The sequence below is a fragment of the Bacteroides luti genome, assembly GCF_900128905.1.
Lineage (GTDB): Bacteria > Bacteroidota > Bacteroidia > Bacteroidales > Bacteroidaceae > Bacteroides > Bacteroides luti.
In genome coordinates, this window is record NZ_FQTV01000002.1 from 235,214 (window position 1) to 248,999 (window position 13,786).

The window sequence follows — 13,786 nt, forward strand, 5'->3', positions numbered from 1 at the left end:
ATATTATGAGATAAAATTCACTTCCGGATGAATTTCTATATTGAATAAATCTTTTACTGATTTTTGAATTTCACGTGAGAGGTTTATTATTTCCTCTCCTGTAGCATTCCCTCTATTAACAAGAACTAATGCTTGTTGACTGTGAACTCCGGCATGACCTAATGTTTTTCCTTTCCATCCGCATTTGTCAATCATCCATGCAGCTGGTACCTTTACAAGATCCTGGCTTACTTCATAATGAGGTATTTCAGGGTATTTAGTTTGCAACTCCAGAAATTGTGACCGAGGGATTATTGGATTCATAAAAAAACTGCCTGCATTTCCTTCTACTTTAGGATCTGGTAATTTACTGTTGCGAATATCAATAATAGCTTGACGGATTGTAGCCAAAGACACTTCGGGATATTTTTCTAATTCAGCCTTTATATTACCATATTCGAGATTGTATACTGGATGTTTACTTAGCTTATAAGTAACATAAGTGACAATGTATTTATTTTTTAAATCAGATTTAAATATACTCTGTCGATAAGAGTATTTACACTCTTCATTTGTGAATATGCGATCGTTTCCTGTTGCAATTTCTACAGTCTCTACCTGATGAATAAGATCTTTAGCTTCTACTCCGTATGCTCCGATATTTTGTACAGCACTGGCGCCTACTTCTCCGGGTATAAGTGATAGATTTTCTGCTCCTGCCCATCCCTGAGAAACGCAGTAAGCAACAAAGCTATCCCAGTCCATGCCAGCTCCAACTTTTACTAAGATATAATCGTCAGTGTTTTCTATTAATGTAATATCCTGTATTTGGGAATGAAGAATTGTACCTTTGTAATCGGATGTGAATAACAAATTACTTCCACTCCCTATGTGAAGGCAAGGTCCGTTTATAAGTTCTTTGTCGTTTAGGATTTGCTTTAAATCATCAGTACATGAATACTCAACGAAAGTCTCTGTTTTTATATCAAGTCTGAAGGTGTTGTGAGAAAGTAACGAATATTGTTTTTTTGCTGTAATCATCTTGTTATCTATTTGCTGGCAAATATACAAAATTTCGATTACACACTATGTGACATTCCTGAAATCTTTAAAATAGTGATAAAGATTGGGGCAGATTATTTGTCAAATAGATATAGCTGAATATTCATTCAATTAGTTACTTAAATCTTCGAACTTGTAGAATTCCCAGAATTTACCTTGTCGTTTGAAATACAAAGTGTTCGAAAAACCATTGCCAAGTCCTTTCAATGTGAGGATTTTTGTGTTTGAAGATTCTGAATTACTTTGCCCGTAGTTTATATTTGAAAATTTTTCTTTTGGGAGTCTGGGAGCAAAGGCAAACCATTGATTAACTTCCATAGTAGTTTCCAGAATAGAGAAATCATCATCAGGGTCTGTTGTTACGAAAGTAAGAGGTTCGCGAGTGCGTGAACGTTGAAAAATACTATCTGTAGCAAATTTATGAAAGAATTCTATAAAGTTTTCATTTTCATCATTCTTAATGTCGCTTATGACTATAGAGTTTAGTATCCATGCCCCTTTTTCGCGGTTGAAATTGTACTTTTTTATTTTTTTTGTTTTCATGTAGTACCACTCAAACTGCGCCGACTTCAGAGAGGTGGTAGTCATTAAATCCATGTCACCTTCTTTGTCAAAGAGCATAGTGTAATAATCTTGTCTTGTAAACAAGTGGTCTGTTTTCCAGAAACGTTTTTCTATTTTGCTTGTTGAATTTCCATTGATAAAAGTAAGCGGGAAATGAATTCTTTGTTGTTGCATCTTTTTATTGGATGCAAAGCTGTAAATAAAGTCGTCGAAGGTTTCGTCAGCTTTTGTGGCCTTGGGAGTTTCTTCTACTGAATCGATAGCTGTTGAGTCTGTTTCTGCTGAAGCAGAATCAACTAAATTTGTAAGTGATTCAAAAGGATCTATCTTTGGTTTCTTACCGTTACAAGAAGTAAGTAAAAACAGTGTGATAGCACCTAAAATTATCTTTTTCATTTATTCTGCAATACTTGCGAACCTAATAATAAAACGTCTCAATTAAAAAACGTGCAAAGGTATATCTTTTATTCCAAATAGAACAATCTTCTTTGTCTTTTTTTGAATTAATTTCAATAACGACAATTAAGATTGCAATCAGAGCCGATTTCCTTAAAGTTTAAGGAAATCGGCTCTGATTATGTATGTAATCTCTTTTATGAAATCTCTCATTAAAATGGAAGATCGTCTTTTGCGTCTGTTGAGGTAAATTCTACCGGTGCTGCTTGTTGGAAAGGTTGAGCATCCATACTGGCGCCAGAATTACGATCAATTTTCCATGCACGGATATCATTAAACCATTTACCATTCCATTCACGGCAATCAATATCAAAAGAAACTGTAACTTCTTCACCCATTTGAACTGCGAATTGATCAATTCTATCTCCCCATAAGTTGAAACACATTTTCTTTGGGTATTGATCGTGGGTTTCAACAACATAATCTTGTTTTTTCCATTCAGATCCATTTCTACCGGTACCGCTTTGCAGAGGTAGAATAGCAATTATTTTTCCACTAATTTCCATAATCTTGTTTTATAATTCGGGCTGCGAAAATAACATTTTAAGTTTTACAAAGCTAATGTTTTACTTTTTTTCTTTATTCTTTTATTTGGTTAGAGAATCTTTTTATTTATCTTTGTCTTTCATAATAAGTATAATAATTTAAACTGATATAAGTATGAAATTCGTCGTTTCGAGTACGGCTCTGTCTAGTCATCTACAAGCTATTAGCCGTGTAATTAACTCTAAAAATGCATTACCTATTTTAGATTGTTTTCTTTTTGAACTGGAAGATGGAAAGCTTTCTGTAACTGTGTCAGACAGTGAAACGACAATGGTAACTTCATTAGAAGTGAATGAAAGTGATGCAAACGGCTCGTTTGCTGTTGGTGCAAAAACAATATTAGATGCATTGAAGGAAATTCCGGAACAACCTCTGAGCTTTGAAGTTAATGTTGAAACTTATGAGATTTCTGTTCAATACCAAAACGGTAAATATAGTTTGGTAGGTCAAAATGCTGATGAATACCCTCAATCTCCATCACTGGGAGATAATGCTGTTCGCCTTGAAATGAATGCAGATTTAGTGTTGACGGGTATAAATCGTGCGCTTTTTGCTACTGCTGATGATGAACTTCGTCCGGTAATGAATGGTATTTACTTTGATATCACCACAGAAGATATTACGTTTGTTGCGTCTGATGGACATAAACTTGCCCGTAGCAAGACTTTTGCAGCAAAAGGTAGCGAAAGAGCTGCTTTTATTTTACCGAAAAAACCAGCCAGCTTATTAAAGAATCTTTTGCCTAAAGAATCGGGCTCTGTAACAATAGAATTTGATGACAGAAATGCAGTCTTCACTCTTGAAAACTACCGCATGGTTTGTCGTTTAATTGAAGGACGTTTTCCAAATTATAATTCAGTAATTCCTCAGAATAATCCTCATAAAGTAACTATAGATCGCTTACAGTTGATCAGTGCACTAAAACGTGTTTCAATTTTCTCTTCACAGGCAAGCAGCTTAATAAAACTTCGTATGCAGGAAAATCTGGTTGTTATTTCAGCACAGGATATTGACTTCTCAACTTCGGCTGAGGAATCTTTAGTTTGTCAATATCAAGGTGCTCCAATGAGCATTGGTTTTAAATCAACTTTCCTGATTGATATTTTAAATAATATTTCATCTACAGATGTAATAATAGAGCTGGCTGATCCTTCTCGTGCAGGTGTTATTGTTCCATTGGAACAGGAAGAAGATGATGACTTGCTGATGCTGTTGATGCCTATGATGTTAAATGACTAATTTTATAAAATGAACTTGAACTTAAAAAATCCGGTTGTTTTCTTTGATTTGGAAACAACCGGTACTAATATAAACTCTGATAGAATTGTCGAAATTTGCTATTTGAAAGTATATCCAAACGGAAATGAAGAGTCTAAAACTCTTCGCATAAATCCGGAAATGCATATCCCGGAAGAATCTTCAAGTATACATGGTATCTATGATGAAGATGTGGCTAATTGTCCTACTTTTAAAGAAGTGGCAAAGAACATAGCACGAGATATTGAAGGTGCCGATCTTGCCGGATTTAATTCCAATCGTTTCGATATTCCAGTGCTTGCTGAAGAATTTCTTCGTGCTGGAGTGGATATTGATATGAGCAAGCGTAAATTTATTGATGTTCAGGTTATTTTCCACAAAATGGAACAAAGAACTCTTTCCGCTGCTTATAAATTTTATTGTGAAAAGAATCTTGATGATGCTCATACAGCTGAAGCAGATACCCGTGCAACATACGAGGTGCTTAAAGCTCAGCTCGATCGCTATCCTGAATTGCAGAATGATATGGCTTTCCTGGCAGATTTTTCTTCTTATAGTAAGAATGTAGATTTTGCCGGAAGAGTGGTTTATGACGATAATGATGTAGAAGTATTCAATTTCGGAAAGTACAAAGGTGTTCCTGTATCTGATGTCTTTAAGAAAGATCCAGGATACTATTCATGGATGCTGAACAGTGATTTTACTTTGAACACAAAAGCTGTTCTTACTAAAATCAAGTTACGTGAATTTAACGGTAAATAGTTTACTTAGGATAGGTATATGTTGAAAGGGAAAAAAATAGTTTTAGGAATTACCGGAAGTATTGCAGCCTATAAAGCTGCTTATATTATTCGTGGTCTTATAAAGAAGGGTGCTGAAGTTCAGGTTGTGATTACCCCTGCAGGAAAAGAATTTATTACTCCCATTACTTTATCTGCACTAACAAGTAAACCAGTAATCAGTGAGTTCTTTTCTGGAAGAGATGGCACTTGGAATAGTCATGTAGACTTAGGACTTTGGGCTGATGCTATGTTGATTGCTCCGGCTACCGCTTCTACAATAGGGAAGATGGCAAATGGAATAGCAGATAATATGCTTATTACAACCTATCTTTCTGCAAAGGCTCCGGTTTTCGTTGCTCCTGCAATGGATCTGGATATGTTTGCTCATCCTTCTACTCAAAAAAATATAGAGACACTTCGCTCATACGGAAATCATATAATTGAACCGGGAGAAGGTGAACTCGCCAGTCATTTGGTTGGTAAAGGTAGGATGGAAGAGCCTGATGCTATTATTCGTGTAATTGAGGAGTTCTTTGCCAATCAACAAGATCTTTCAAAAAAAAAAATACTGATAACTGCGGGGCCAACTTATGAGAAGATTGATCCTGTAAGGTTTATAGGTAATTATTCTTCAGGAAAGATGGGCTTTGCCTTAGCTGAAGAATGTGCTGCCAGAGGTGCTGAAGTTACTTTGATTGCAGGACCGGTTCAGATTAAAACAGTTCATCCTAATATTCACCGTATAGATGTTGAGTCGGCTAAGGAAATGTATGAGGCATCTGTTGCCAATTATCCATCATCTGATGCTGGAATTTTATGTGCGGCAGTAGCAGACTTTACTCCTGAGTTGGTAGCTGATAAGAAAATAAAACGTAAAGGTGACGAGCTTACCGTCGTTTTAAAACCGACTCACGATATTGCTGCTTCGCTAGGCGAAATGAAGCGAGATGATCAGTTGTTAGCTGGTTTTGCTTTGGAAACGAATGATGAACTACAGAATGCTCAAAGCAAATTAGAACGAAAGAACTTTGATTTCATTGTTCTTAATTCATTGAATGACGAAGGTGCCGGTTTCCGTCATGATACAAATAAAATATCAATTATAGATAAAAACGGAAAAACAGATTATCCGTTGAAGAGTAAACGTGAAGTAGCGACAGATATCATTGACCGATTGGTTCAACTGATTAAATAACCAGGAAGTAAAATGAATAATAGGATCATTCATAATATATTCCGTTTCACTTGTTTTACTTTTCTGTTGCTGGCATTTTCGTTAGCAGGAAAAGCACAGGAACTGAATTGCAAGGTGAATATCAATTATTCAAAGATTCAGGGAACAAACACTCAGGTCTTTAAAACATTAGAGACTGCTTTAACGGAATTTATCAATGATCGTAAATGGACTTCCGCCCAATATACTGTTGCAGAGAAGATATCCTGTAGCATGAATATCACGGTGAAAGAACATACAGACGATGGAGCTTTTAAATGCGAGCTCCTGGTTCAGGCTAATCGTCCGGTTTACAATTCTAGCTATAACACTACGCTTTTTAATTTCAAGGATGTGAATTTTAATTTCACTTACCTGGAATTTGATCCTTTGGAGCTTCGTGAAAATCAGATAGACAGTAACCTTACCGCAGTTATTGCATACTATGCTTATCTGATAATTGGTATGGATATGGATTCCATGGCTCCACTGGGAGGAACAGATGTTTTACGCACAGCCGAAAGTATTGTAACGGCTGCTCAGACGATGTCTGAAGCTGGCTGGAAAGCGTTTGATGACAGTCGTAACCGTCATGGAATAATAACCGATTATCTGGATGAGCAAATGAAACCTTACCGACAAATGGTTTATGATTATCATCGCATGGGTTTAGATGAAATGGCTCAGAATGCAGATAGGGGAAGGGCTAAGATTACTGTGGCTCTGGAAGAACTTAAAAAAGCAAAGGAAAATAAGCCAATGTCTGTTCTTCCACAATTGTTTACTGAAATAAAGAAAGATGAATTGGTCAATGTTTACTCAAAAGGTACACAAGCCGAGAAAGAACAAGTATATACAATGTTAGTTGATATCAATCCCGCACTTAGTACCGAATGGGATAAAATAAAGTCTTCGAAATAAAATTATGTTGCAATCTATATCAATTCAAAACTATGCGCTGATTGACACTCTTGATATCACTTTCGATAAAGGTTTTTCTGTTATTACCGGTGAAACGGGAGCGGGAAAATCTATTATTCTAGGTGCTATAGGTTTGCTATTAGGGCAGAGAGCAGATGTAAAAGCTATAAAGAATGGTGCTTCGAAATGTGTAATCGAAGCTCATTTTAATATATCATCCTATCAGATGAAGGCTTTCTTTGAGGAAAACGAGTTGGAGTACGATTCCAACGAATGTATTCTGAGAAGAGAACTGCAGTCTTCCGGTAAATCGCGTGCATTTATAAATGATTCTCCGGCTCCGCTTACCTTGATGAAGGAGTTGGGCGAACAGTTAATTGATGTGCACTCTCAGCATCAGAACTTATTATTGAGCAAAGAAGATTTCCAATTGAATGTTCTGGATGCATTGGCTAATGACGAGAAAGAACTTTCCAATTATAAAGAAGCATATCACAATTACCGAAAGGTTGTTGAAGAGCTGGATAAACTTATAGCACTCGAAGAACAAAGCAAGGCCGATGAAGATTATGTCCGTTTTCAGCTCGATCAGTTTGATGAAGCTAAACTCGTTGAAGGAGAAGATGCTGAACTGGAAAAGGAAGAAGAACTTCTTAGTCATGCCGAAGAGATAAAGGAAGCACTGTTCAGTGCCGACCAGCTTCTTTATGAAGATGAAGGTGGATTGCTGAGCAACATGAAAAGAGTTTCCGGTATATTGCGTTCTCTGAAAGAACGTTATAATACAGCCGGAGAATTATATGATAGAATTGAGGGCTTGTCTATCGAACTGAAAGAGGTTGCCAGGGATTTGACAAGAGAGGAAGATAATATAACTGTTGATCCGGCTCGACTGGAATTTGTGAATGAACGGCTCAACTTAATTTATTCTCTAGAAAAGAAACATCATGTAAGTACCCTTGAGGAACTAATAAAAGTTCAGGAAGATTTTCGTGCACGCCTCAATGCTATCAGTTCTTTTGAAGAACAGATTGAAGCGCTTCAGAAACAAAAAGATGAGTTGCTTGATAAAGTTAAAAAAGCAATGTCGCTGCTTACTGATAAACGTACGAAAGCTGCCAAAAAAGTAGAGCATGAGATGCAGAGCAAACTTATTCCGCTTGGGATGCCTAATGTGCGCTTTCAGGTTCAGATTACTCCGAAGACAAATTTCGATGCAAGTGGCGGAGACAATGTGGGCTTCCTTTTCTCTGCCAATAAGAATGCTACATTGCAAACTATATCTTCGGTAGCATCGGGTGGTGAAATAGCTCGTGTTATGCTTTCTATAAAAGCAATGATTGCCGGAGCTACTCAGTTGCCAACTATTATTTTTGATGAAATAGATACCGGAGTATCCGGTGAGATAGCCGATAAGATGGCAGAAATTATGAAGGAAATGGGACAATGCATGCAGGTTCTCAGCATTACCCACTTGCCTCAGATTGCGGCCAAAGGAAAAGTACACTATAAAGTATATAAACAAGATAACGAAACATCGACCAGTAGTAATATCCGCCGATTGGAACAAGAGGAGAGGATTGATGAGATAGCTCACATGCTGAGTGGGGCTACTTTGACGGAAGCTGCGATGAATAACGCAAAAGAATTATTAAAACAGCATGGAAAAAAATGAAATGATATTTGGCGTACGCGCCGTGATTGAAGCCATTGAGGCGGGTAAGGAAATTGATAAAATCCTGGTAAAGAAAGATATTCAAAGTGATCTTTCAAAAGAACTTTTTGCTGCAGTAAAGGGCACAAATATATTTGTTCAGCGTGTACCGGTAGAGCGCATCAACAGAATAACAACTAAAAACCATCAGGGAGTTCTTGCTTTTGTTTCTGCAGTGACATACTATAAGGTAGAGGATGTTGTTCCTACTCTTTTCGAAGAAGGAAAGGTTCCTTTCTTTGTTATGCTTGATGGGGTAACAGATGTACGTAACTTTGGAGCTATTGCCCGTACTTGCGATTGCGCTGGTGTGGATGCAATTATTATTCCTTCCAGAAATAGTGTGAGTGTTAATGCAGATGCCATGAAAACTTCAGCAGGAGCTCTTCATACGCTGCCTGTTTGCAAGGAACAAAGTCTGACTACTGCTATTAAATATTTAAAAGATAGCGGATTCAAGATTGTAGCTGCTACCGAAAAGGGAGATTACGATTACACAAAGGCAAATTATAAAGATCCTCTCTGTATTATTATGGGAGCTGAAGATACCGGTGTGTCTTATGATCACCTTGCATTGTGTGATGAATGGGTTAAGATTCCTTTGTTTGGTAAGATTGAGTCATTAAATGTTTCCGTTGCAGCCGGAGTGTTGATTTACGAGGCTGTGAAACAACGTGGCTTTGAAAAAGAATGATATTTTAATATAACCTATAATCATGAAAAAGAAAATACTATTTATAGTCCTTTGTCTGCTTTCTCAGTGGACAATGGCGCAGAAGGAGGCACCCAAATGGGTTGATAAAGCCAAAAAGGCTGTCTTTTCTGTGGTGACTTACGACACTAACGGCAAATTACTCAATACCGGCAACGGTTTCTTTGTATCGGAAAATGGAGTGGCGCTGTCCGACTATTCTTTGTTTAAAGGTGCAGCACGTGCAGATGTTATTAACTCGGAAGGTAAGCAGATGCCGGTTAAAACTATTCTGGGTATGAATTCTATGTACGATGTTATTAAGTTTAGTGTGGATTTGGGAAAGAAGAGCACTGCCGCGCTGACTCTGGCAACTGCTATTCCTGCAAAAGATGCCGAAGTGGTAATGCTTCCTTATTCTACAAAGAAAGATCGTTCATGTACCTTTGGAAAAGTAGAAGAAGTGTCTAATCTTTCCGGTCCTCATAAATACTTTAAGCTTATTATTTCTGTGAAAGACAAAATGGTAAGCTGTCCGGTTATGAATGCAGAAGGCGAGGTCTTTGGTTTGGTACAGAAAGCTGCATCTAATGACACAACTCATTGTTATGCCATTAGTGCTCCTTATGTTAACGCATTGACTATTAATGCTCTCGATTTTAATAATCCCGACCTGAATAGTATTGGTATTAAAAAAGCTCTTCCTAATACAGAGGAACAGGCTTTAGTTGCTCTTTATATGGCTTCTTCTGTTAGTAAGGAAAAATATCTCTCATTGCTGGATACTTTTGTAGAACAGTTCCCTAACAGTTCCGAAGGATATATCCGCAGGGCTAACTTCTATGTAACCAGTTATACTGATGCAGAACATCTGGCTTTGGGTGAGGCTGACCTTGAAAAAGCATTGAAAACTGCTGATAAAAAAGATAATGCCTTCTTTAATCGCTCACGACTGATGTATTATGTTGCTCTTCGTGGCAAAGATGGTGCTTATAAAGACTGGACATTCGAAAAATCACTGGAGGAAATTCAGAAAGCTATCGATATTAATCCGCTTCCAATTTATATCCAGCACCAAGGCGATATCTATTTTGCAGCTACAAAATATGATAAAGCTTTTGAATGTTACGATAAGATAAACCACTCTCCACAGGCTTCTTCAGAAACATACTATAGTGCTGCAAAGACAAAGCAAATGATGAATGGTGATTTAGGAGAAATTCTTGCTTTACTTGATAGTGCAGTAAACAAATATGCTGCCCCATATCCAAGAGAAGCTGCTAATTATCTTTCTGAACGTGCTTTGGTTAAGACTCAGAAAGAGATGTATAAAGAAGCAGTTATTGATTACGACTACTTTGAACAGGCCATGGGTGGTAATGTAAGTTCTACATTCTTCTATCTTCGCGAACAAGCAAACTATAAAGCAAAGAATTTTAAACGTGCATTGGAAGATATTCAAAAAGCGGTAACACTCGATCCTTCCAATAAAGATTATCTGGCAGAATATGGAGCGGTTAATCTTCGTATTGCCCGTTATGATGAAGCTATAAAGAATCTGAAAGATGCTTTGGTAATTGATCCTAAATTCGCAGCTTGCTATCGTTTGATTGGTTTCTGCCAGATGCAACAAGGAAAGAAAAACGAAGCTTGTGAAAACTTTAATAAAGCCAAAGAATTGGGAGACGAAGCTGTTATTCCAATGATTGAAAAGAACTGTAAGTAATAAGTAAGTTCTTATAAAATAGAAAAAAGGATTGCCTCACGGTAATCCTTTTTTTTTGAGTTAACTACTTTGTAAAATAGCTAAGTGTGTCTATTAATTTATGACTCGTTTTTTAATTTCAGATTCACTAATAACTAATTCGTAATCCCAGTTGCAGGTTAAAGTTGAAAGGCGTTTCCTTGCGAATTGTCTCTACTTTAGAACCATCATTGAAAAAGTAAACAATTCCGGGTTCTGCAAATATTCCCATTTTAGGAGTAATGTTATATTGTGCTCCCAAAGCTCCGTTAAGCGACCACTGCAATGGTTTTACACTTACATCTTCTGATATATCCTTTCCTGAAAGCTCCTTTGTATTTAATTTACCTGATATACATTTTTCGGCCATTCCTCCGCCAGAAAGATAAAGCGTGAAATAACGACTATCAACTAGCATATAGTTCAACTTTACAGGAATACCAATATAATCCAACGTTTGTCTGTGACTTTTGCTACCGGATGATTCTGATTCCAATCGGGTATAAATCAATCCGCTTTCTATAGCAAGTCTTTGCGTTAGATATTTACGGACAGAAAGTCCAAACGAAACCGGTTGTTTATGATTCCATTTAACCGGTGTATTTGTCAATAAATTCGATACAATTGTTTCCTCAACATTTATATAGCTTAAATAGTCGTTACTTGGGCTCATTGCATAATCCATAAGACCACCTTCGGAACTATATGAAAGAGTGTTCCCTGCAGAAACTCCGATTGAAAGATTCTTCTGTTTTTTCTTTCTTGGACGTTCCCAAAGTTCGGTTACTCTTTCAGCTTTTCTGGGAGATGTTTTAAGGGCCTGCTTCTTTGATTTGTTATTTTCTCCTTGTTGAGGGACATTCCTTTTCTCGCCACTATTATCATTCAACTTTTGCTCTTCAATAGCTTTCTGTTCATTAGAACGCTCTAAGTCCGATGCATTATTCTTGCTTAAAGTCACATATTCATTGCTGTTTTCAGCATCTTTACCAGCTTCGTTCTTTACTAAATTCTTTTTATCACCCGAAAGGGCAGATGGTTGGTTAGCCGAAGCGCTATTGGCTAAAGCAAGCTTATTACCAGAAAGCACACTGCTCTTACTGGCCGATTTGTTTAATGCAGATCTATCGTTCTTGTTAACGTCGTTAATCAATGGTTCAATCACATCTTTCAAAGGCTTCTTATCAGTAATAGTCTCAATTTCGGCAGGAAGCTGAGATGTTTCAAAATACTTATCCGATGAATTATCAAATAAATAGATTGCTGTTGCCGAAGCAATTAACAACAATATAATTGCAGCCGCAGCCGAATAGTACATAATGTATGAACGCTTAGGTTTGGCAACAGGAACAACAGAGAGTTCCTTTTCCAGCCTTTCCCAGTCATTGAATAACGGTGGTTCGGAATAATCTTCTAAACTTTCCCGAAAGGCAGTGATCCATTTTTCTTTGTCTTCCTGTTTCATTGATTATTTTCCTTTAAATAGTTATTTATCTCTTTTGCCAAAACTTTTTTTGCCCGAAATAATTGCGAGGACGAGGACTTTTCGTTGATGCCCAATTTCTCAGCAATTTCTTTATGCGAAAGTTGTTCCATGACATATAAATTGAATACGGTTCGATATCCGGACGGTAATTCTGCTATAAATTTCATCAGAACCTTGTGCGGAACCTGAGTAATATCTTCCTCACGAGGCTCTTCAATGCTCTCTGGAATCTGATCGAGCGGCAACATTTGCCGGGCCGGATCATTTTTCCGCAGATAGTCGAGCGATATGTTTACCATTACTCTGCTGAGCCATGCTTTCAGTGAGCCTTCTCCGCGATAGGTAAACTTATCAAAAGAGCAATAAGCTTTCAAAAAACCGTCGTGAAGGAGGTCTTGAGCAATCTCCCGATCACCGGCATACCTATAGCATATGCCGAACATTTGTCCTGCATATTGCTCATAAAGCTCCTTGCGAGCTGTATTATCTCCAACCCGGCAACGTTCTGTCAATTCGGTTTCACTCATTAAATCTGACACGTGTTTACTTATAAATGCACGAATATATAATATACTGCTTAAAGCATGACTCTTTTTTCTAAAAAATATTTTTATTTGAGAAATTGTGCTTGTATAATTCTTATTTTTAGTTGTACACGGAAGAGGCTAAGAGAGTTTAAAAAACGTTTTAAGCTCATATAATTCTTATTTCAATTTGCATTTTATTGTATCAATTATTTTATTTTCAAGAGAAATTCCTTTCTCTTTCCGGTGAAGTTCTTTAGAAAAACCGATGAGATTATACTCGCGAGCTGCGCAGCTCGTTTCTGCGACTTGCGCAGCTCGATATAATGAGCTGCGCAGGCTGTTTTAACGAGTTGCGCAGCTCGCTAAAAATATGAAACGAGAATTAGAAAAAAGTTGCAGTTATTTGCAATTATGTTTAACTTGCAAACAAAATAGTATTAACTAATAAATAGCTGAAATAATGAAAAAAGTAATTTCTAGTGAAAAGGCACCAGGTGCTATCGGACCTTACAGTCAGGCTATAGAAGCCGGAGGCATGGTGTTTGTTTCAGGACAGTTACCAGTAGATGCGGCTACCGGTGAATTTGCTCCGGGTGGAGTGGCTGAACAGACTAAGCAATCTTTTGAGAACATTAAACATATTCTGGCTGAAGCCGGACTTACTACTGCCAACATTGTAAAGACTACCGTTTTCCTTTCAGATATGTCTCTGTTTGCAGATATGAATGCTGTTTATGCAACCTATTTTGATGGTGCATTCCCGGCTCGTTCTGCAGTAGCTGTAAAGGCTTTGCCTAAAAATGCAATGGTGGAAATTGAATGTATTGCTGTGAAGTAAGTTTGT

The 13,786-nt window shown here is 37.3% G+C and carries 13 protein-coding genes; 8 read left to right on the plus strand and 5 right to left on the minus strand.

The window, feature by feature from the left end:
• Positions 1–3 precede the first annotated feature (3 nt).
• From murB to BUC21_RS02760, 3 genes are all read right to left on the minus strand, one after another.
• A complete protein-coding gene (gene murB / locus BUC21_RS02750; protein WP_073398992.1) occupies positions 4–1,020 on the minus strand; it encodes a UDP-N-acetylmuramate dehydrogenase in 1,017 nt (338 codons plus the stop codon).
• A 132-nt stretch (positions 1,021–1,152) separates the two neighbouring features.
• Positions 1,153–2,001, minus strand: coding sequence for a DUF4348 domain-containing protein (locus BUC21_RS02755; RefSeq protein WP_073398993.1), 849 nt, complete (start codon positions 1,999–2,001; stop codon positions 1,153–1,155).
• A gap of 212 nt (positions 2,002–2,213) precedes the next feature.
• Positions 2,214–2,567, minus strand: a complete 354-nt coding sequence (locus tag BUC21_RS02760) for a DUF3127 domain-containing protein (protein ID WP_073398994.1) — start codon at positions 2,565–2,567, stop codon at positions 2,214–2,216.
• A gap of 154 nt (positions 2,568–2,721) precedes the next feature.
• Between BUC21_RS02760 and dnaN the strand changes: the two genes are divergently transcribed.
• Genes dnaN through BUC21_RS02795 form a run of 7 tightly spaced genes read left to right on the plus strand, consistent with a single transcriptional unit; the run spans position 2,722 to position 10,911 of the window.
• On the plus strand, positions 2,722–3,846 hold the full coding sequence (dnaN, locus tag BUC21_RS02765) for a DNA polymerase III subunit beta (protein WP_073398995.1): 1,125 nt from the start codon (positions 2,722–2,724) through the stop codon (positions 3,844–3,846).
• A gap of 9 nt (positions 3,847–3,855) precedes the next feature.
• Positions 3,856–4,626 carry a 3'-5' exonuclease gene (locus tag BUC21_RS02770; RefSeq protein WP_073398996.1) on the plus strand — a complete coding sequence of 257 codons (771 nt, stop codon included), beginning with the start codon at positions 3,856–3,858 and terminating at the stop codon, positions 4,624–4,626.
• An 18-nt stretch (positions 4,627–4,644) separates the two neighbouring features.
• Positions 4,645–5,841 carry a bifunctional phosphopantothenoylcysteine decarboxylase/phosphopantothenate--cysteine ligase CoaBC gene (gene coaBC / locus BUC21_RS02775; RefSeq protein ID WP_073398997.1) on the plus strand — a complete coding sequence of 399 codons (1,197 nt, stop codon included), beginning with the start codon at positions 4,645–4,647 and terminating at the stop codon, positions 5,839–5,841.
• A 12-nt stretch (positions 5,842–5,853) separates the two neighbouring features.
• The gene (porD, locus tag BUC21_RS02780) at positions 5,854–6,780 is read left to right on the plus strand and encodes a type IX secretion system protein PorD (protein WP_073398998.1); all 927 of its coding nucleotides are present in this window, start codon (positions 5,854–5,856) and stop codon (positions 6,778–6,780) included.
• A gap of 4 nt (positions 6,781–6,784) precedes the next feature.
• Complete coding sequence (gene recN / locus BUC21_RS02785; RefSeq protein WP_073398999.1) at positions 6,785–8,455, plus strand: DNA repair protein RecN; 1,671 nt, start codon at positions 6,785–6,787, stop codon at positions 8,453–8,455.
• Complete coding sequence (gene rlmB / locus BUC21_RS02790) at positions 8,442–9,188, plus strand: 23S rRNA (guanosine(2251)-2'-O)-methyltransferase RlmB (protein ID WP_073399000.1); 747 nt, start codon at positions 8,442–8,444, stop codon at positions 9,186–9,188. Before recN ends, rlmB begins: the two co-directional genes overlap by 14 nt.
• Positions 9,189–9,210: 22 nt before the next feature.
• Positions 9,211–10,911 carry a tetratricopeptide repeat protein gene (locus BUC21_RS02795; RefSeq protein ID WP_073399001.1) on the plus strand — a complete coding sequence of 567 codons (1,701 nt, stop codon included), beginning with the start codon at positions 9,211–9,213 and terminating at the stop codon, positions 10,909–10,911.
• A gap of 127 nt (positions 10,912–11,038) precedes the next feature.
• Here the strand turns inward: BUC21_RS02795 and BUC21_RS02800 are convergent, their stop codons facing one another.
• Both BUC21_RS02800 and BUC21_RS02805 read right to left on the minus strand, forming a co-directional pair.
• Positions 11,039–12,394, minus strand: a complete 1,356-nt coding sequence (locus BUC21_RS02800) for an outer membrane beta-barrel protein (protein ID WP_073399002.1) — start codon at positions 12,392–12,394, stop codon at positions 11,039–11,041.
• Entirely contained in the window at positions 12,391–12,942 is a 552-nt protein-coding gene (locus tag BUC21_RS02805) for an RNA polymerase sigma factor (protein ID WP_073399003.1), read from the minus strand. Before BUC21_RS02805 ends, BUC21_RS02800 begins: the two co-directional genes overlap by 4 nt.
• Before the next feature lie 460 nt (positions 12,943–13,402).
• Here BUC21_RS02805 and BUC21_RS02810 point away from each other — a divergent pair, with 460 nt between their 5' ends.
• Positions 13,403–13,780: a RidA family protein gene (locus tag BUC21_RS02810; RefSeq protein WP_073399004.1), complete on the plus strand. Its 378-nt coding sequence runs from the start codon at positions 13,403–13,405 to the stop codon at positions 13,778–13,780.
• The last annotated feature ends 6 nt before the right edge of the window (positions 13,781–13,786 follow it).

Bases quoted from the DNA above. Each gene is read 5' to 3' on its own strand.
- BUC21_RS02770 (WP_073398996.1), top strand. From the start codon at position 3,856: ATGAACTTGAACTTAAAAAATCCGGTTGTTTTCTTTGATTTGGAAACA.
- BUC21_RS02755 (WP_073398993.1), bottom strand. From the start codon at position 2,001: ATGAAAAAGATAATTTTAGGTGCTATCACACTGTTTTTACTTACTTCT.
- BUC21_RS02800 (WP_073399002.1), bottom strand. From the start codon at position 12,394: ATGAAACAGGAAGACAAAGAAAAATGGATCACTGCCTTTCGGGAAAGT.
- murB (WP_073398992.1), bottom strand. From the start codon at position 1,020: ATGATTACAGCAAAAAAACAATATTCGTTACTTTCTCACAACACCTTC.
- porD (WP_073398998.1), top strand. From the start codon at position 5,854: ATGAATAATAGGATCATTCATAATATATTCCGTTTCACTTGTTTTACT.
- rlmB (WP_073399000.1), top strand. From the start codon at position 8,442: ATGGAAAAAAATGAAATGATATTTGGCGTACGCGCCGTGATTGAAGCC.
- coaBC (WP_073398997.1), top strand. From the start codon at position 4,645: ATGTTGAAAGGGAAAAAAATAGTTTTAGGAATTACCGGAAGTATTGCA.
- BUC21_RS02810 (WP_073399004.1), top strand. From the start codon at position 13,403: ATGAAAAAAGTAATTTCTAGTGAAAAGGCACCAGGTGCTATCGGACCT.
- BUC21_RS02795 (WP_073399001.1), top strand. From the start codon at position 9,211: ATGAAAAAGAAAATACTATTTATAGTCCTTTGTCTGCTTTCTCAGTGG.
- BUC21_RS02760 (WP_073398994.1), bottom strand. From the start codon at position 2,567: ATGGAAATTAGTGGAAAAATAATTGCTATTCTACCTCTGCAAAGCGGT.
- BUC21_RS02805 (WP_073399003.1), bottom strand. From the start codon at position 12,942: ATGAGTGAAACCGAATTGACAGAACGTTGCCGGGTTGGAGATAATACA.
- recN (WP_073398999.1), top strand. From the start codon at position 6,785: ATGTTGCAATCTATATCAATTCAAAACTATGCGCTGATTGACACTCTT.
- dnaN (WP_073398995.1), top strand. From the start codon at position 2,722: ATGAAATTCGTCGTTTCGAGTACGGCTCTGTCTAGTCATCTACAAGCT.